The organism is Flavobacterium sp. LHD-80 (assembly GCF_030929605.1).
Taxonomy (GTDB): domain Bacteria; phylum Bacteroidota; class Bacteroidia; order Flavobacteriales; family Flavobacteriaceae; genus Flavobacterium.
This window is the reverse complement of record NZ_JAVFVS010000005.1, coordinates 107,662-127,771: the sequence shown is the minus strand read 5'-3', so window position 1 is coordinate 127,771 and position 20,110 is coordinate 107,662. Positions and strand designations below refer to the sequence as shown.

The 20,110-nt window shown below is 36.5% G+C and carries 13 protein-coding genes; all 13 read right to left on the bottom strand.

The window, feature by feature from the left end; all coding sequences use genetic code 11:
- Positions 1 to 18: 18 nt before the first annotated feature.
- The 13 genes from cysK to RB619_RS08490 all read right to left on the bottom strand — a co-directional run bounded on the left by cysK (position 19) and on the right by RB619_RS08490 (position 19,927).
- Positions 19 to 930 (bottom strand): cysteine synthase A, encoded by a 912-nt coding sequence (gene cysK / locus RB619_RS08550; protein WP_308096385.1) that lies wholly within the window; start codon positions 928 to 930, stop codon positions 19 to 21.
- A gap of 14 nt (positions 931 to 944) precedes the next feature.
- Entirely contained in the window at positions 945 to 1,766 is an 822-nt protein-coding gene (epsC, locus tag RB619_RS08545; RefSeq protein ID WP_308096383.1) for a serine O-acetyltransferase EpsC, read from the bottom strand.
- Between the two features lie 30 nt (positions 1,767 to 1,796).
- Complete coding sequence (locus RB619_RS08540; RefSeq protein WP_308096381.1) at positions 1,797 to 3,452, bottom strand: arylsulfatase; 1,656 nt, start codon at positions 3,450 to 3,452, stop codon at positions 1,797 to 1,799.
- 688 nt (positions 3,453 to 4,140) lie between these two features.
- On the bottom strand, positions 4,141 to 5,403 hold the full coding sequence (locus RB619_RS08535; protein WP_308096379.1) for a putative sulfate exporter family transporter: 1,263 nt from the start codon (positions 5,401 to 5,403) through the stop codon (positions 4,141 to 4,143).
- Positions 5,404 to 5,513: 110 nt separating this feature from the next.
- Positions 5,514 to 7,133 carry a sulfatase-like hydrolase/transferase gene (locus RB619_RS08530; protein WP_308096377.1) on the bottom strand — a complete coding sequence of 540 codons (1,620 nt, stop codon included), beginning with the start codon at positions 7,131 to 7,133 and terminating at the stop codon, positions 5,514 to 5,516.
- A 193-nt stretch (positions 7,134 to 7,326) separates the two neighbouring features.
- Positions 7,327 to 8,043, bottom strand: a complete 717-nt coding sequence (locus RB619_RS08525) for a thioredoxin domain-containing protein (protein ID WP_308096375.1) — start codon at positions 8,041 to 8,043, stop codon at positions 7,327 to 7,329.
- Positions 8,044 to 8,053: 10 nt separating this feature from the next.
- Positions 8,054 to 10,006 (bottom strand): alkyl sulfatase dimerization domain-containing protein, encoded by a 1,953-nt coding sequence (locus RB619_RS08520; RefSeq protein WP_308096373.1) that lies wholly within the window; start codon positions 10,004 to 10,006, stop codon positions 8,054 to 8,056.
- 15 nt (positions 10,007 to 10,021) lie between these two features.
- Positions 10,022 to 11,080 carry a sterol desaturase family protein gene (locus RB619_RS08515; RefSeq protein WP_308096371.1) on the bottom strand — a complete coding sequence of 353 codons (1,059 nt, stop codon included), beginning with the start codon at positions 11,078 to 11,080 and terminating at the stop codon, positions 10,022 to 10,024.
- Between the two features lie 345 nt (positions 11,081 to 11,425).
- Positions 11,426 to 13,357, bottom strand: coding sequence for an arylsulfatase (locus RB619_RS08510; RefSeq protein WP_308096369.1), 1,932 nt, complete (start codon positions 13,355 to 13,357; stop codon positions 11,426 to 11,428).
- Between the two features lie 12 nt (positions 13,358 to 13,369).
- Positions 13,370 to 13,999 (bottom strand): sulfatase/phosphatase domain-containing protein, encoded by a 630-nt coding sequence (locus RB619_RS08505; RefSeq protein ID WP_308096367.1) that lies wholly within the window; start codon positions 13,997 to 13,999, stop codon positions 13,370 to 13,372.
- Positions 13,945 to 15,279: a sulfatase-like hydrolase/transferase gene (locus RB619_RS08500; protein ID WP_308096365.1), complete on the bottom strand. Its 1,335-nt coding sequence runs from the start codon at positions 15,277 to 15,279 to the stop codon at positions 13,945 to 13,947. The genes RB619_RS08505 and RB619_RS08500 overlap by 55 nt, the downstream gene beginning before the upstream one ends.
- Positions 15,280 to 15,307: 28 nt before the next feature.
- A complete protein-coding gene (locus tag RB619_RS08495) occupies positions 15,308 to 16,780 on the bottom strand; it encodes a RagB/SusD family nutrient uptake outer membrane protein (protein WP_308096363.1) in 1,473 nt (490 codons plus the stop codon).
- Between the two features lie 15 nt (positions 16,781 to 16,795).
- Positions 16,796 to 19,927, bottom strand: a complete 3,132-nt coding sequence (locus tag RB619_RS08490; RefSeq protein ID WP_308096361.1) for a TonB-dependent receptor — start codon at positions 19,925 to 19,927, stop codon at positions 16,796 to 16,798.
- Positions 19,928 to 20,110: the final 183 nt, after the last annotated feature.

Here is a 20,110-nt window from a genome sequence, read left to right as displayed (position 1 = left end):
TTAAAGTTATTCATAATTTTAATCAAATAACTCATCTACAGATAAATATCTTTCTCCAGTGTCATAATTAAACGTCAGGATTACAGCATCTTCAGGAATATCTTTGAGTTTTCTGGAAAGTGCCGCAAGTGCTGCTCCAGTCGATATTCCGGCAAATATTCCTTCTTCTTTTGCTATTTTTTTAGTGAAATTGTACGATTCGTTTTTATCAACCGTTAAAATCTGATCGACATATTCGCGATTAAAAACTTCTGGAATAAAACCTGCTCCAATTCCCTGAAACGGATGTGGAGAAGGCAATCCACCGCTCAAAACTGGCGACAAAGCCGGCTCAACTGCATAAGTTTGAAGATTTGGGAAATGTTGTTTCAAAATTTTTGAAACTCCAGTAATATGACCTCCAGTTCCAACTCCAGTAATCAGATAATCAATTCCATCTGGAAAATCGGCTACAATTTCTAGAGCCGTTGTTTTTTCGTGAATTTCAACATTTGCTTTGTTGGTAAACTGTGAAGGAAGAAAAGAGTTTTTAATTGTCGAAGCCAGTTCCTTCGCTCTTTCAACTGCTCCCGAAGTTCCTTTTTCTCTCGGTGTCAAAACATATTCGGCACCATAGGCATTCAAAATTCTCCTGCGTTCAACACTCATCGATTCTGGCATTACCACAATAACTTTATAACCTTTTACTGCGGCGACAAGTGAAAGTCCAATTCCAGTATTTCCTGAAGTTGGTTCAATAATTACGGTATCCTGATTTATAAGTCCTTTTTGTTCGGCATCTTCAATCATTGCGAGAGCGATTCGGTCTTTAATACTGGATCCTGGATTTGATTTTTCCAATTTAATCCACACTTCATGTGATTTAAAAAGTTTGTTTAATCGAATGTGAGGAGTGTTTCCTATGGTTTCTAAAATGTTTTGATATTTCATTGGTTTTGATATTTTTAAATAGAATAAAAAATGGGTGCAGGGAAAGGGTTATTGTCCCTGATTTTAATTTCGTTTTTATGATAAACCACAGAATTGGAAGGAATTGTATATGTCAGCCAGACGTTTCCGCCAATTATAGAATCTTTTCCAACTGTAGTTTGACCGCCAAGAATAGTGCTGTTAGCATATATAATGACATTATCTTCAATGGTTGGGTGTCTTTTTACAAATGCTTCGTCTTTTTTTACACTCAAAGCGCCAAGTGTAACGCCTTGGTAAATTTGCACATTATTGCCAATAATTGTTGTTTCTCCAATCACGATTCCTGTTCCGTGATCGATAGCGAAATCTTTTCCAATTTGTGCGCCGGGATGAATTTCAATACTCGTTTTAATATGAGCATATTCTGAAATTGTTCTGGCTAATAATTTTAAATCCTGCTCCCAAAGCTGATGAGAAAATCGGTAAACGGCAATAGCGAAAAAACCAGGATACGAGTATAATACTTCTTCCAGAGATTTGGCCGCAGGATCTTTTGTAAATATTGTTACAGCGTCGTTTAGTGCTTTTTTGTGCAGTTTCGGAATCGCTTCAAAAAAGTTTTTGGTCTGCTGTTTTTGGTCACTTTTTGGTGAAAAATCCAGAACCAATTCATCAAATTGCTTTTCCAGCTGATTGAATTTGTATTTGATTGTCGCCTCAGACTCTAATGATTTTGAGGTATTCGAAAATAAAATGACAAACAAATCATCTATAAACTGATGGATTAATTTTTTCTCCGGCAGAATCACTAAGTCATGATGCTGTTTTGCTATTTCTTGATAAAATGAACTCATAATGATTATTTTATGGTTAGAAAAAGATTTTTATTTCTTTAGAGAGGCACCACCCGGCATTACTTCTGGTTTTAGTTTGAATTTGCTGTATTCTACAACGCCAGTGCGGTCTGCCCATTCAAAATAAGATGCCGAAAGTTTGTTTACAATTCCCGGATTTTGTTGTGCCACATTTGTGGTTTCACCTCTGTCGGTTTCAAGGTTGTAAAGTTCCCATTCGTAAGAAGGATAAATCGAAACCAATTTCCATTTTCCGTCACGCACCGCTCTGTTTCCTGCTCTTTCCCAGAAAAGGGGTTCGCCTCGGTTCACTTCTGAAACATTATCAAATAAAACGGGAAGCAAACTTTTCCCCGGAAGCGGATTCGTATTTACATTATTATAATTTTTAGGATATTCAATTCCTGCCAATTCGTAGAAAGTTGGAGCGAGGTCGATAATATGTCCGGTTCCTTTATCAATTCTTCCGGCTTTTATTTTTGATGGAAACCAAGCAATAAACGGCGAACTGAAACCACCTTCATGCATATTATTTTTATATTGCTGAAGCGGCGTATTCGATAAATATGCCCAGTTTTGTTCCTGATAATCAAATGATCCTGAAGTTCCAACGGGACCGTCATTTCGAACCAAGCCTCGTCCTAACGGATTATAAGTATTGAATCCGCCTTGAGCGCCATTATCTGAAATAAAGATAATCAATGTGTTTTTATCTTTTTTAAGCGCTTTTAGTTTATCCAAAACTTTCCCGACATTCTGATCCATGTTGTCGACCATTGCGGCGTAAACTTCCATTTTAGCTTTCCAGAATTGTTTTTCGTCGTAAGATAATTTGCTCCATTCCGGAACTTCTGGATCTCTTGGCGAAATAGTCTGATTGGCTGGTAAAATGCCGTTTGCTTTTAATTTTTCGATTCTTTTTTCTCTCAAAACATCCCAGCCTTCATCAAATTTTCCTCTGTATTTGGCAATGTCAACTGGTTTTGCCTGCAAAGGCCAATGTGGTGCGGTAAAAGCTAAATACAGAAAAAAAGGCTTGTTTTCTTTGTTTTGTTCGTCTAAGAAAGTCACGGCATTATTTCCAATTTCATCTGTAAAATAATACGAATCATTTTTTGGATGTAGTTCTTCATTATTACGAATCAGTTTTACCGGATATGGAGTTTTTCCGAAAGGCAAAGGTTTGGTATCAAAATAATTGGATGCGCCTTTTAAGATGCCATAAAATTTATCAAAACCTCTTTGGTTTGGCCATTGCGCCTGATCTTCAGAACCTACGTGCCATTTTCCGGATAAAATCGTGCTATATCCTCCAGAACGGAAAACTTCTCCCAAAGTCAGAGATTCTTTGTTCAAATATCCTTGATAAGCTGGCAGTCCTAAATTCACATCAAAAAAACCAACGCCCGCTTTATGCTGATATTGACCAGTTAGGAGTGAAGCGCGAGTTGGCGCACAAATCGAGTTATTGTAAAATTCGCGCAAACGTAAACCTTCACTCGCCAATTTATCAAGATTTGGTGTTTTAATTTCCGAACCATAATTTCCTAAATCAGAGTAACCCATATCATCGACCATAATCAGAATGATGTTTGGTTTTGATGTATTCTGAGCAGTTGCTTTTGTAAAACTGAAAGCTCCGGTTATTAAGGCAGAAAATAATATTGAGGTAATTTTATTGTTCATTTTAAAATGCTTTTTGTTTGTTGTTTTTTGTTTTGTAAGTGATAAATGTTCTTTAATTGATGGTTTCCGTTGCCGCAGAAATTCCTTTATTCTTGATTATATAACATTGTTGTGCATCTTCGTTTGAGGCGAATTGCATATTATATTGTAAATGAAATTGGGGTAAAAAAGTGGGGTTTGTTCCGATTTTAAATGAAGCAAAATCATGACAAACAAATTTGAGAATTAACAACAGCTACACATATAACAAAAAGTGTTATAGGCATAATTTTTAGGAAGAATGAAAGACGTTCTGTGTGCTATTGTTTTCAAAATGTAAGTTTTAAATATTAAACTCTACTAATTCTATAGACAAAGTTATATTTAATATTGTAAAAACCAAATTAATCTTGATTTTTTTTTGAAAAAAGAAGTGAAGTAGAAGGTATTAGGAATAATTTAAAGTTGTAATTAGTTGATTTTTAGCTTTTTGAATTTTTTGTTTATGAAAAAGAAAATATTTATAGTTTTGTCATTTCGAGGCACGAGAAATCTCCGCAAGTAGCTCGACAAAGATTGGATTCTCGTTACGGAGCTACTTGTGGAGATTTCTCCTTCGTCGAAATGACAAACTGGATGAATTATTGGTGCTTATCTATAAAAAAACTTAGCGAACTTAGCGTAAAACCTTGCGAACTTAGCGGTTAAATCATCTTCCAAACAACAAAAAAGCAATAATCAACGTAACAATCACATTGAATAATTGTGCAATTAAAAAAGCATACAAAGGTTTACGACTATTATTAGCAAGCAAATCTTTAAAATTAGTTTCTAAACCAATACTTGTAAAAGCCAAAGCAAACCAAATCCCTTGCAAATTTTTCAAACTGTCTTTTACCGAATCTCGAACTTCTGAAGTAATGAAAAAAGAAAATAGGAGAGAAGCCAGAATAAAGCCAATTACAAACTTTGGAAAACGTTCCCAAATCACACTTAAAGTCGGTTTTGATTCTACAGCTTCCGCCGATTTGTTGTGCGTGTAAGTCCAATACACAGAAATGGCAAAAGCAGCTAATCCTAATAAAACATTTTGCGAAAACTTTACGATTGTACTGATTTTCAAAGCTGTTTCACCAACCAAACTTCCTGAAGCCACAACTGCTCCCGAAGTGTCAATACTACCGCCTAACCATGCGCCAGTGACTTCTTCGGGAAAGTTGAAATATTTGGCAATTATCGGCATGAAAATCATCATTGGAATGGCAGTGACCAAAACGATGGAGATTACATAAGACAGTTTTTTTGAATCGCCTTTTATAGCGCCCGAAGTTGCAATCGCAGCAGAAACACCACAGATAGATACGGCACTCGAAATCATCATCGTTAATTCATCGTCAACTTTTAATTTTCGGCAAAGCCAAAAGGCAAAATACCAGACAGACAAAACAACAACCAAAGCCTGAATTAAGCCTAATGAACCCGCCTTTAAAATATCAGAGAAAATCACGCTGGTTCCCAATAAAACCAATCCGATTTTGACGAAAACTTCTGTTGAAAGTGCTGAATGAAACCATTCAGGAAGTTTGAAGAAATTCCCAATTGCTAAACCAATTATCAAACTGAAAATTACCGCTTCTAAATTGATAGATTTTATAGCCGAATTTCCCGCCAGAAGTAAAGCAATCAAAGTTAAAATATACAATATAGGGAAAGTCAGCAAAAAATATTTAACCGATTTTCCAATTAAAAAAGCGCCTAAAGTTCCGATTAAAATCAGATATAAAAATTGGATGAGAAGTATTTTTAAGTTTGCAAAATCAAATACTTTCGTTTTTAAATTGGTGCTGTTTGACCAACTGAAAATTGGAACTTCGGGAAGAAATATAAAAAGGGAAATTCCGATGATTATGAACCCTAAAATTACTACCGTCCAATCTTCGTGAATATTAAATTGTTTAGTTTGAGTTGACATTTGTTTTTTGATTTCCTGCAAGGTTTTCAAAACCTTGTAGGTATTAATATTTAAAAAGGTAGAAACGAGACCTACAAGGTTTTGAAAACCTTGCAGGACTTCGATCAAGATTACAAATCCACAAAGTATTTTTGCTTTCCAAAATCGAACTCATAATAAGTCAAATTAGGCCAAAGCGGTTTGATTAAACCTTTTTCCCAATTTTGTAAAGCAGTTTGCAGTTCTTTTACTTTTTCTGGATTTTTTGAGGCTAAATCTGTTGTTTCCGATTTGTCTTTTGCCAAATCATAAAGCCAGGTTTCGTGTGTTTTTCCACTTACAATTAATTTCCAGTTACCGCTTCTTATTGCTTTTGCATCGCCAGAACGCCAATACAAATCTTTATGCGCATCTTTATTATTGTTTACCACATCGATCAAATCAACGCCATCATACACGCGGTCTTTTGGCAAACCAGAACCCGTAACAGAAGCAATTGTGCTAAAAATATCAAGAGAACTTACAGGAGTTTTATAAACAGTATGCGGTTTTATTTTTCCCTTCCAAGAAAGTGCAAACGGAACATTTATGCCACCTTCAAAATGCGAAAATTTACCGCCTTTTAAAGGTGCATTTGTGGTTGCAAAAGTATAATCGGCACCACCGTTGTCGCTGGCAAAAATGATTAAGGTATTTTCCTCTAAACCTTCTTTTTTGACTTTAGCTCGAATTCTTCCAATTGCATCATCAAGTGCGCTGATCATCGCATAATACACACGTTTGTTTTCGTCTTTTACATTCGGGAAACGGTCGTAATATTTTTTACGAACTTGAAACGGCGTGTGCGGCGCATTAAACGGAACATAAAGCAAAAACGGTTTGTTTTTATTTTTATCGATAAAAGCTTCAGCTTCATCAGCAAATGTTTCGGTTAAATAGGCTTTATCATGAATAATGGTAGTGTCGCGGCGAATTTGTCCAATTCCGACACGGCCATTTCCCCAAATCATTTTATCGGTAAAATCTTTGTGATGATGATTGATAATATCCGGATTATCATCTTCGGGAGTATAAAGTGAAAATGCCTGATAAAATCCGTAATGATAATCGAAACCTCGGTCTAAAGGAAAAAATCCTTTGTTGTGACCCAAATGCCATTTCCCGATAATTGCCGTGCTGTAACCTTGTTTTTTAGCCAAATCAGCAAAAGTAATTTCAGATTGTGGCAAACCTTGCGTGGCTATAGAGGCTTCATTTGGATAATTTATTTTGTCATTGAGCCTCCAGCTATTAGTGTTGATTAAATATTTGAAAGCGTAATATTCCAAGTTATTTTTTGGATAACGATCGCCCGGCTGATATTCATGCCCAAAGCGTTCTTGATAACGTCCTGTAAGCAATCCAGCACGCGACGGCGAACAAATCGAAGCCGATACATAACCATCGGTAAAAGTAACTCCGGAAGCTGCCAAAGAATCAATTTGAGGAGTTGGTGCAGCCTTTCCTCCGTATAATGAAATATCATATTTTCCTAAATCATCAGCAAGGAGAATGATGATGTTTGGTTTCTTTTGAGATGTTTTCGCAGTATCTTTTTGTGAAAGAAATGCTGTTTTTCCTTCGAGTAGTTTTTCATCTGGTTTTATTAAAGTTCCGTCTGTGTTTATAGGCCAGAAAAGGAATACTGCTAATAAAAAGAGTATGATTAAAATGGGTATAACAATCTTGGTTATTTTTTTATAGGTTGCCATATTTTGGTTTTTGGTTTGTAGTTTATGGTTTTTGGCTCAGTATTGAGCGTAAAGTTTGTCATTTCGACGGAGGAGAAATCTTCACGAGTAAGTCCGCAACGAATATCCAATCTTTGTAGAGCTTCTTGCGAAGATTTCTCCTCCGTCGAAATGACAATTTTGTGGTTGTCTAAGTCTAATAAAAATCAAAAAGCTATTTCGAAGCCAAAGCCACATCAACCTCATTTTTCAAATTTTCAAAACCTTCTTTTTTAAGAATGATTTTTCCATTTTGATAAAGAATTAAAGTTGGGAAGACTTTTATTGTTTTCAAATCAGCGATGACTTGTGTGTTGTCTTCCAGATCGATTTCAACTATTTTTAGATTACTTCCGTATTGTGCTTTTATCGTTTCCAGAACTGGTTTAACTTTTTTGCAGGCACCACAATAAACAGATCCAATATCAACTAAAACGGTTTTATTGTCAGAAATAATTTTGTTGTATTCTGCTAAAGTTAATTTGCTTTTTGAATTGGCAAAAAACGGTTTTCCGCTTCCAATCCAGTTCGCGATGCCGCCTTCCAGACTGTAGGCTTCTTTGAAACCTTTTTTTAGTAAATCGTCTGCCAGCCAAACACTTCTTCCAGCTCCAATCGAATAAGTAAAAACGGGTTTTGATTTATCTAATTTTGCTATTTTTTGAGCGTAATCTTTAGATTCTAAATTAAAATTTACTGCACCTAAAAGATGGTTTAAAGCAAATTCTTCAGGACCTCTGGCATCAATTATCTGTGGATTTTTCTCTGCCTGAATTTTACTGTAATAAACATCTAAAGAAACAGTATTCGAGCTTTTAGTTTGTGAAAATCCAACGATGGTAAAAAGCAATACAAATGCTGAAATGCTATTTTTAACTATTTTATTTTTCATGATTTTAAGTTTAAGGAGTTACAATATTCCAATATGGATTTGCAGGTTCAAAAACACTCGCCAATTCTCTAAATTTAAACGGATCGCCTTCGAAAATTACACCTTCAGAAGTTAGAATTGTTCTGGCACTTTCTGGATTGGTCAATAATTCTACAAATTTGGCTTTTGAAATTGCTAAAGTAAACTGAGCTTTATCATCTACACGGGTTTGGCTTTGATGCAAAACGCCATTTTTAAGATAAACCAGAATGTTTTTGTTTAGTTCAGGAAAAACGAAACGCAAAGAAATTTCTTTTCCGGCTGCTTTATTTCCGTCAACTGTAACCGATAAATAATCGAAAATTGCTTCTGGAGTTAAATTGGCTAAAAATCCGGCAGCGCGATTGACAGGATTTTTTGGAACAGTTGTGCCTTCGCGAAGTTCTTTGGCGCCAGATAAATATAAATCTCTCCAAATTCCTGATTCGCTTTGATACGCAATTTGCTCAAAAGCATCGGCTTGTAAATTCTTTGCTTGAACATTATCAGGATTGGCAAAAATCACATGTTTTAGAACTTCAGCGACCCAACGGTATTCACCTTTTTGGAAGCTTTCATTGGCTTTTTTCAAAGCTGTTTCTTCACCACCAAACCACTCCACATATTTTTTAGCCGACTCCACTTGAGGCAGTTTATCGTAATCGGCAGGATTTCCGTCCCACCAGCCAAGATAAAATTGGTACGTTGCTTTTGCATTATATTTTACTGTTCCGTAAAAATCTCGGTTGTACCATTCTTTTGCTAGTTCAGTTGGAAGTTTTATTTCTTCGGCGATTTCATCTTTGTTCAAACCTTTATTGGCCAAATGAACCGTTTGATCGTGAACATATTTGTATAAATCTCTCTGTTTTTCCAGGAAAGTAATTCCTTTATCATGTCCGTAAACCGGCCAAGTGTGCGACGGAACAATAATTTCCGTTTTGGCTCCAAATAAATCGATCGCTTCGTCCAGATATCCTGCCCAAGCTTTTGCATCTCTGGTTTTTGCGCCACGCGGTGTTAAAACATTATGATAGGTATGACTTGCTATTTCGGCAGAGAAAAAAACTTTTTTAGAAGGAGCAAAGACCGTTAATTCGGCTGGTGCTTCAGAATTCGGCGTAAGCTGAAAAACTAAATCCAAACCATCAATAGTAACGGTTTGTCCGGTTTTTTCAATTTCGAAATTTGGAGGCAAAAGCGATGAACTTCCTCCACCAAGAAATGGTTTTCCTAAACCAACATCAATTTGTCCAGTGGCATTTCTTTCTAAATTTAATCCGAATTGATATCCGGCTCTTCTTCGCATAACATTTCCGAGAAGCACATTTTCACTTACGGCTTCTTCATAAAAACCTTTTGGCGTAATGAATTTTACTTTTCCGGATTTTATGTCTTCGGCCGAAACCAAACCTTGCAATCCGCCATAATGATCGCCGTGACTGTGCGTCACAATTACGGCCAAAATAGGTTTGTCAGCAACGTGTTTTTTGACAAATTCATACGCTTTCGCGGAAGCTTCTTCAATCGTTAAAGCATCAATTACAACGTAGCCATTTTTGGTTTCTATGAAAGAAATATTGGCGGCGTCGAAAGAACGAACCTGATAAACGCCATCGGTAATTTTGAATAATCCGTTGATGTTGTTCAATTGCGCCTGACGCCATAAAGCCGGATTTACCGTTGCCGGCGCTTTTCCTTTTATGAAATCAAAATCGGTTAGATTTACGGCTACATTTCCGTTTTTTGACAGAATTTTTCCGTCAGGTAAAGTGGCGATAAAACCTTTTTTTGCATCAGTAAAATCGGCAGTATCGTCAAAATTTAATTTTGAATATACTGCCTCATTTGATTTTTGGGTAAAAGTGGTTGCCTGTTTTGGAGCTTGTGCGTTTGCAACAAATGTAAATCCAATTAGTAAAGCACTTATTTTATTTTTCTTCATAATTAATTTAAAAGATTACGCCTGCTCTAAAACTGGAGTTTGTTCAGTAGTTTCTATTACCGGTTTTGCTTTTAAAGGAAGTGATAAAACGCCATCAGCAAGTGGACTTCCTTCTTTTTTAGATTTGAAAATTGGCCATAAAAACTGTGCGTACCATTCTTCTTGTTTGTATGATTTTGTTCCGTATGATTCTGGGAATTTGCGTGTGATTAATCCAGTTCCGAAGATTACATCCCAAATAAAAAACATGTTTCCGAAGTTCCCTTTAAAGTGCCCTACGCCGTCTCCGCTTGTATCTGCGTGATGCGCGTGATGCGTTGCAGGAGTTGAAATCAATCTTTCTAAAACCCACGCAATTGGATGTAAAACTCTGTATTTGTAAAATGGTTTGTCCCACGCAATGCTTGAGTGCGCGCCAAGAGTAATAAAACTTTTAATTACCAAAACGAATAAAGCTGGTAATCCTAAACCTAAATATGTTAGCGTTGCAGTCAAATAAATTTGAGAAAAGAAAACTGTGTAAATAAAATTTTGTCTAGAAGCCATCGCCATTCCCATATATGGAGCCGAGTGGTGTGTTCTATGAAAACGCCATAAAAATGGAACTTGGTGGTGCAATCTATGGTACCAATATTGCGTCAAATCATCAGCAATTGCGATTAAGAAAAATCCTCCCCAAAAAGGAACCCAAGAAAGTGTGTTAGCTAAATCCGGAATTAAATAAGGCAACGCTGTCAAGCTGAAAAAAGCAATTACGGGTGGCAAAAGCAATTTTGGAGCTAAGAAACAAATGATATCAACTTTACGTTCTTGTCCTGTCCATTCGTCATCATATAAACCTGCGGTAAATTCGATTACGCCTAAAACCAGCATGAAAACGGTTAATCCCCAAGTTCTAATATGTTCAAATGCGGGTTTTGAAAATTCTAAAAAAGCAGGTAATGAAATGTGTGATTCACTTACCAAATTATTGCTTAATTTGAAGTAAAGGAAAATTGCCACTACAGGCAAAGAATATATAAAAAGGCTTATTAGTAAGTCTCTTGTCAGTTTTTCTCTTTGTACTATTGCCATGATTTCTTATTTTAAAAATTGATTAATTAGTGCTAAACCTCCCGCCAATATGACTAGCGGAACTAAAAAAACAATCGCGCCCACGATGATTTTTTTTCCTATAATTTCATAGTCTACTCGTTTCATGATTTCTTATTTTATATTGCGTGTTGTTGAAAATCAAAAAGTTATAAAGTGTAAATTTAAATTAAAAACTTTTAATTCTATAGAATTAGTAGTGTTTAAAATGTTCTTTTTTTGTTATTTATTGTGATTTTAGTGAATTCTAAATCAAAATGTATTTCTATTTCTTATAATGAAACCTACAAGGTTTTAGAAACCTTGCAGGTTTTGAAAATTAATATCTTAATGGCTACCTCCAGCAGTAGTTGTACCTTCTCCTGGTTTAGTAACTTGTTTAATTAAATCCTGAAGACTTTTGCCTTTGTCTGGACCAGTATTATGTATTTTTCTTGTGATTACATCTTGCCAGTCAATCAACGGATAAACGTTGTTTTCTTTCGCTTGCTCGTCGAACAGTTTTTTAAGCTCGGCTAATTTTTCAGGATACTTTGCTGCTAGATTGTTTCGCTCGTTAAAATCTTCGTTCAAGTTGTATAATTCCCAAACATCAGTATCAAAATTACTTGGTGCAGGCGCCTGAGTACCGACAGTTTTTGCTGCAGTAAACGGATTCGCATGCGCCGCGCCAGCTTTCCATCCATCTTTGTAAATCGCTCTGTTTCCAAAGATGTAGTAGTACTGAACTTTGTGTAATGATTCGGCTTTTGCGTTATCTAAAGAAGCATATAAAGACGAACCCTGAATAATATCTTGTTTGATACCTTTGATATATTCCGGCGCTTTAACACCTACAATATCTAAAGTTGTTGGAAGCAAATCGGTTACGTGACTGTATTGATTTCTGATGCCACCTTTGTCTTTAATTCCGTTAGGATAAAAAACAATCAGCGGATTATGAGTTCCTCCTTCAGACTGCGCATCTTGTTTCCAGTTTTTGAAAGGAACGTTTGTTGCCTGAGCCCATCCTAAAGGGTAGTTTGTATTTAGACCTTTTGCAGTTCCAATTTCGTCGATATTCGCTAAGTTGGTCTTTAAATTTTGTTCGTCAGTTACGCCTTGAGCAAATAAACTTTGGTTGATTGTTCCTTCTGTAGTTCCTTCTTTACTTGCTCCGTTATCGCCAATTGCTACGAAAATTACAGTGTTGTCAAGCTGTCCGCTTTCTTTCAAATAATTTACAACTCTTCCCACTTCATAATCAGTATAAGTCAAGAATCCTGCATAAACTTCCATGAATCTAGCATATACTTTTTTCTGATCTGGAGATAATTTTTTCCAATCTGTAATTAAAGGATTGCGTTCTGGTAGTACTGCATTAGCCGGAATTACACCTAATTTCTTTTGGTTTGCAATTACTTCTTCGCGGTAAGCATCCCAGCCTTTATCAAATTTTCCTCTGTAAGGATCGCTCCATTTTGTGGCAACTTGATGAGGTGCGTGTGCTGCGCCCGGTGCATAATACAAGAAAAATGGTTTTCCTGGTGCTGCTTTTTGCTGTTTTTGAATATAACTGATTGCTTTGTCTGTAATCAATTCGCTCAAGTGACGTCCGTCTGGCGTAACGTGAACTTGATCTTCAACTAAATCAGGATTGTATTGATCAGTTTGAGAACCTAAGAATCCGTAGAAATGATCAAAACCTTTTCCAGTTGGCCATCTGTCAAATGGACCAGCATCTGTAGCATCTTCATCTGGCGTTACACCATATTTTCCAACAGCAAAAGTGTTGTATCCGTTTTCACGTAAAATCTCCGCAATTGTTCCTTTATCAGAAGGAATTCTTCCGTCCCAACCAGGGAAACCAGCAGATAAAATAGTGTGTGAAAAGCCACTAACGTGCACTCTTCCAGAATTTCTTCCAGTCAATAAAGCAGCACGAGTTGGCGCACAAATTGCCGTTGTATGAAAGTTAGTATAACGTAAACCATTATTTGCTAATTGATCAAAAGTTGGTGTACTGATCAGACCTCCAAATGCACTTGAAGCTCCAAATCCTACGTCATCTAATAAAATCCAAATAACGTTTGGAGCACCTTTAGGAGCTTTTACTGGCTCTGGCCAATATTCTTTAGAATCGGCTAAAGTTTTCCCGATAACACCTTTAAATTCTTCTGGTTTATCTTGTGCTGTTCCTAATTGTGCAACTAGGAGCGCTGTAATCAAAAGCCCTTTTTTAGGACTTTTGATTAAACTGTTGTATTTAAAATTTTTCATAGTTTTTATTTTTTACTTGTTTGCTTTGGTCAATAGTTCTTGAGCAGATTTTCCTTCTGTTCCTGGTGTTTGATGTATTTTTCTTTGATAAACATCAGACCAGTCTATTAAAGGATACAAGTTGTTTTTCTTGGCTTGCTCGTCAAATAGTTTTTTTAATTCGGCCAGCTTTTCAGGATATTTTTTAGCCAAATCTTTTTGTTCGTTAAAATCTTCGTTGATGTTGTACAATTCCCAAACATCTTTGTCAAAATCAGCTTTTAATAAACCTGCTTTTTTGGGATCACTCAAAGCTTCTTTAGCTTCAATTGAATTTGGATGATGTGCAGCTGCCGCTTTCCAGCCATCGCTGTAAATAGCTCTGGCTCCAAAAATGTAATAATGCTGTATTTTATGATTTGAAATGGCTTTTGCATCATTCAAAGAATTATAGAAAGAATATCCTTGAATGGTATCTTGCTTAATTTCTCTGATCGATTCAGGCGCTTTAACACCTAAAATGTCAAGCGTTGTTGGCAAAATATCGATTACGTGACTGTATTGGGTTCTAATTCCAGGCGTTTTAATTCCTTTTGGATAATAAACAATCAACGGATTATGAGTACCGCAGTACCGCCTTCTGAGTTTGCGTCTTGTTTCCAATCTTTAAAAGGAACATTTGTTGCTTGTGCCCAACCTAAAGGGTAATTGGTATACGTTTGAGGTGTTCCAATTTCTCCAATTCGGTTTAAATTATTTTGGAAAACTTTCTCGTCTGTTTCGCCAACAACATACGTTTGTCTGTTCACAGCGCCTTGTAAAGTTCCTTCTTTGCTGGCTCCATTGTCTCCAATCAAAACAAAAACAACCGTATTTTCCAACTGATTGATTTCTTTTAAATAATTAACCAATCTTCCAATTTCGTAATCAGTATATGTTAAATATCCAGCATATACTTCCATAAATTTGGCATACACTTTCTTTTGATCTGGCGTTAATTTTTTCCAATCTGCAATAAGTGGATTACGTTCTGGCAAAACAGCATTTGAAGGAATAACACCTAATTTCTTCTGATTTTCAATTGTTTTTTCGCGGTAAGCGTCCCATCCATCGTCAAATTTTCCTTTATACGGATCGCTCCATTTTTGAGCAACCTGATGAGGTGCATGAACAGCGGCCGGAGAATAGTATAAAAAGAATGGTTTTCCCGGAGCGGCTTTTTGCTGTCGCGCAATATAACTGATTGCTTTATCTGTAATTTGTTCGCTCAGGTGGCGTCCGTCAGGAGCAACGTGCGCTTGATCTTCAATTAAATCGGGTTTATATTGATCGGTTGCTGAGCCTAAGAATCCGAAGAAATGTTCAAATCCTTTTCCAGTTGGCCAGCGGTCGAATGGTCCAGCGTCTGTAGCTTCTTCATCTGGAGTAATTCCATATTTACCAACGCCAAAAGTATTATATCCTTTGTCACGTAAAATCTCCGCAACAGTTCCGTTTTTTGAAGGCAATCTTCCGTCCCAACCTGGAAATCCCGCCGACATTATGGTATGCGAGAATCCGCCAACATGAACTTTATGAGAATTGCTTCCCGTTAACAAAGCGGAGCGGGTAGGAGCACAAATAGCTGTTGTATGAAAATTGGTATAACGCAGTCCGTTGTTAGCAAGACTCTCTAAAACCGGAGTTTGGATTAAACCTCCAAAAGCGCTTGAAGCCCCATAACCTACGTCATCTAAGATAATCCAAACCACATTTGGAACGCCTTTTGGAGCTGTAACGGGTTCTGGCCAATATTCTTTTGAATCGGCTAAGGTTTTGCCAATTACGCCTTTAAATTCGTCTGGTTTAGTTTGTGAAAAACCAAATTGTGTAAGTAAAATTGCAGTAATCAAAAGCCCTTTTTTAGGACTTTTGATTGATATGCTATTTTGATATTCTTTCATAATTTATTGGTTTAGTTGTGTTTGATTGTTAATATCCAGGATTCTGCGGTAAACCTACAGGATCGATGTTTCTTTCACTTTGTGGAATTGGATACAGATTATTTCTTTCTGAAACAGAGTTTTTAGCCGTTACTTTTTTCACTTCAGTAACCAAAGTTCCCCAACGAACAAGGTCAAACCATCTTTGTCCTTCCTGAACAAATTCTTTTTTACGTTCTTCCTGAATGGCAGCTCTAAAAGTTACTTGTGTTAATCCAACTAAATCTACTGTTGCATCTGGCGTTGTAATTGGTTTTGCAAAAGCTCTTCTGCGTACTTGGTTGATTAATTCATATGCTTCGGCAGTTGGTCCGCCTTGTTCATTTATGGCTTCCGCCAAAGACAATAAAATGTCGGCATAACGAATAACCGGAAAGTTGATGGCAACATTGGCAGGAGTCGCCAGATTGCTCACGTCCAGATATTTCTTAAAGATAGGTTTCGGAAAAGTGTACAAAGTTCCTGTTGCAGGATTAAGCAATTGCTTGCCATAACTTACATCTCTTCTCACATCTCCGGTAGCATAAATGTCATAAAACAACGCTACATCTGAAATGATATCTGCAGGCTCAGTGGCAGTAAATCCAGTAAATGATGTTGCTTGAAAAGTACTTCCGCTTGACCCGTTTCCTGCTTGATTTGGCTCAAATTGTACTGAGAAAATATGTTCTTTTCCATTCTTTTTTGTTTTGGTAAAAATATCTTGAAAAGTTTCGAACAAAGCATAACCGTAACCACCGTTAATCACTTCTTTAGCTTTTGTAATTGCATTCGGCCAGTCTTTTCTTGTTAGATAAACTTTTGCCAAAATTGCTTTTGCTGCTCCAGAAGTTGCGCGACCTGCATCGGCTGCAGGATACGTTTTAGGCAGACCTTCAGCATCTTTTAAATCTGAAATAATTTGTGCGTAAACTTCGTCAACTGTTGCTCTTTTTGATTTTAAGCTTTCTAACTGAATAGAAGTTGGTTCGTGCAAGACAATTGGCACACCTCCCCAAAGACGAACTGCTTGAAAATACAATAATCCTCTAATGAATTTAGCTTCTAAAATCAATCTGCTTTTTACTGCTTCTGTTCCGGCAACTTTAGGAACATTGTCAATCGCTACGTTTGCTCTGTTGATTCCCGCATAAATTTGTCTCCACGCCACCTGAACACGGTCTGAAGTCGCATCATGTGTTAAACTGCTCAAAGCTCTAACCTGCGGATTTGTTGCCGAAACTCCGGCTGCTGCATAATCAGTAGCAATATCAGTCAAGAAGTATAAATTTCTTCCAAATAAACTTTGTTCTCCCGGATCTAAACTTAACGAAGCATAAACTGCTGTTACACTTGCGATTGCATCATCTTGGGTTTTGAAGTAATTGTCTTCGGTTACAAAAGAGGTTGGTGTTACCTCTAAATCTGTGCACGATACAAATAAACCGGCACTTAATAGGAATGTTATAATAATCTTTTTCATTTTATTTTTTTTTTCTTAGAAAGTTACGTTCAAGCCCGAGATGAATGTTTTAGAGTTTGGATAAGAACCAAAATCAATTCCCGGATATAAGTTGTTTTGTTCGTATGAACTTACCTCTGGATCATAACCAGTGTATTTTGTCCATGTAATTAAGTTTTCTGCAGAAACATAGAATTTCACGCTTTTTACACCCAGTTTATGAGAAGTGCTTTTTGGCAATGTATAACCAAGCGTAATCAATTTTAATCGCAAGAAAGAAGCATCTTCAACATAACGCTCTGATACGATTCCTAAAGGAGAACTTGTAGCTCTCGGAATTTCATTGCTTGGATTTGTTGGTGTCCAACGATCTTCTAACGTCACATTAGCATTTGTTCCAAGTGTTGAAATTTCTAATTGCTGATTCAAAGCATTGAAGATTTTTCCGCCATAAGCTCCTTGGAAAGAGAAATTCAAATCAAAATCATGATACGAAATGGTATTACCGAAACTTCCAACAAATTTTGGTTGAGAAGTACCTAGGTTTCCTTTGTCAAGAGCAGTAATTACTCCATCTCCGTTGGTGTCAACATATCTTCTGTCACCCACTTTTGTGTTTGCCAAACTATTGATTTTAGGTTGTGTATTTACTTCTTCCTGCGTTTGGAAAATTCCGTTTGTTCTGTATCCCCAGAAAGTTCCTAAAGGCAGTCCAACTTTTACAGTTACAGGCTGTTGTTGTAATAAAGATCCGTTTGGAACAACAGGAAAAAACTGATCTACACCGTTTCCTATCGCTGTTACTTTATTTTTGTTAGTTGAGAAAACGATGTTAGAATTCCATGAGAAATTTTCTGTTTTTATGTTTTCAGTTGTCAAACCAATTTCAAGACCTTTGTTTTCAACACCTCCAATATTTTGAAGAACAGTTGCATATCCTGATGTCAATGGCACTGGAACGTTGATTAATAAATCCTTAGTTTTTTTGTAATAAACATCAAAAACAAAATTGATTTTTCTGTCCAATAATGATAAGTCTAAACCAACGTTATATTGATTTGTTTTTTCCCATCTCAAATCTGGATTTGCTAGTCGAGTAGGAGCAAGACCTGTATAAGTTGTACCTCCAAAAGAATAATTAACAGAACCCATTGAAGCAAGTGAAAGATAGTTTCCAATTTCCTGGTTTCCTGTTGTACCAGCTGTTAATCTAAGTTTAGCTTCCGTTACACCTTTGATATTGTTTGCAAATTCTTCATCAGTAATGTTCCAAGAAAATCCAGCTGATGGGAAATAACCCCAAAGTGATTCTGATCCAAATCTTGAAGAACCATCCGCACGGCCCGAAAGCGTAAAGTTGTATTTTCCTTTATAAGAATAGTTTACTCTCGCCAACCAAGATTTTAAAACACTTTCGAATGCATCACTATAAGGTTTTACTGGAACACCATCTTGCAATGCGTTATAAGTATTGGCATCATTTACAAAAGTCTGCGCTCCTGCATTTACAACCTCGCCTTTTGTGTATTGAAGTGTATAACCTCCTAAAGCTGAGAATTTATGATCGTCGCCAAAATTAGTATTGTAATTTACTGTGTTTTCATTTAAAACTGAACTTACTCTGCGCGTACCAACAGACGCTAAACCTTTAACTCCCGCTCCAGTTGTAGTAGTTGCTGGGGCATAATAATTTTGTTTTGTATCAATTACATCACCGCTCACCGCTACTTTCGCTGTAAGCTGTTTTGTTATTTTATATTCACCAAATAAACTCGTTAAAATTCTGTTGATTTTGGTTTCATTTGTAGTATTTTCCAAATCGTTAATTGGATTAGCAATGATACCATTTACAGCTGTAGCGTAAGGATTGTTAGTTAAATTGTAACTTCCGTCAGGATTTTTGATTGGTACAACTGGTGGTTGATATAAAGCAACTACTAATGGATTTGGCTGTCTTCCGGCAGCCGCACCGCCATTTGTTCCAACTCCGTTTGCATCCGAATTTGTGTAATTAGCATTTACGCCAAATTTAAAATTCTGAGAATAATTTCTTTCATAATTAGCACGAAGCGAAATACGTTTAAAATCGGTTGCAATTACAATTCCGTCCTGATCAAAATAACCTGCAGAAACAGTGTATCTTGAACGATCGTCTCCACCAGAAAAAGTCAATTGATGATTTTGTATTGGCGCTGCAGTTCTAAAAACGGCATCTTGCCAATCATAACTTCCAGAAGTTTTGAATGCTTCAATTTGAGCAGGAGTAAAAGAAGGTGCTTGCCCAATGCTTGCTTGAACATCGTTACGCAAACTTGCCCATTGACTCGCATCCATTAAATGAAGTTTTTTTGAAACATTTTGAAATCCAAAGTAGCCTTGGTACGAAATATTATCTTGTCCTTTTGTTCCTTTTTTTGTTGTAATAATAACAACTCCATTTGCTCCTCTAGATCCATAAATTGCAGTTGCTGACGCATCTTTCAAAACTTCAATAGATTCAATATCAGCAGGATTAATTGTCGAAAGGACATTCACCGTTGCTCCAGCGTAAGCAACACCTGCCGTACCATTATTATTATCATTGTAAATTAAAACGCCATCTAAAACGTAAAGTGGTTCATTTCCAGCTGTAATAGAATTTCCTCCTCTAATACGTACGCTTGACGAAGCTCCTGGACGTCCTGAACTTTGTGTAACTACCACACCAGGAACTGCACCTCGAAGCAAGTTATCTGCAGATGAAGTTACTTGAGATAAATTTGCTTTTGGAACTGAAGCGACTGAACCTGTAATGTCTTTTCTCTTTTGAGATCCGTACCCAACAACTACCAGTTCATCTAATTCCTGACGCTCTTCTTTTAAGTGAATCGTTACAGGGTTTTTATCAACTACAATTTCGAGTTTTTTGTAGCCTATATAACTTACAATTAAAGTGTAAGGGAATTTCTGACCGGTTTGAAAATAAAATTTTCCTTCAGCATCTGTTATAACACCGTGAGTTGTTCCTTTAATGGTTACTGAAGCACCAATAATTGGCTGATTTGTAATGTCATCCACTACAGTTCCGTCAAGTTTAGATTGGATAAGTGGGGTTGTATTCTGGGCATTAAGTCCTGCCGTCAGCAGCAAGAGAAATAATATTGAGTATATCTTTAAATTTTTTTTCATTTCTTTGTAATGGTTTAAGTAATTAACAAGGCGCCCTGAGCGTTGAATTTTCAACCCTCTAATTGTTTCCTTGATTTAGTGATAAATGTTCTTTAAGCCTCGCCATTTCTGTTGCCGCAGAAATGGCTTTTTTTATTTACAGCAACAACAGCTTTGCATATTTTTCATTTTAGTTTTGTTTTA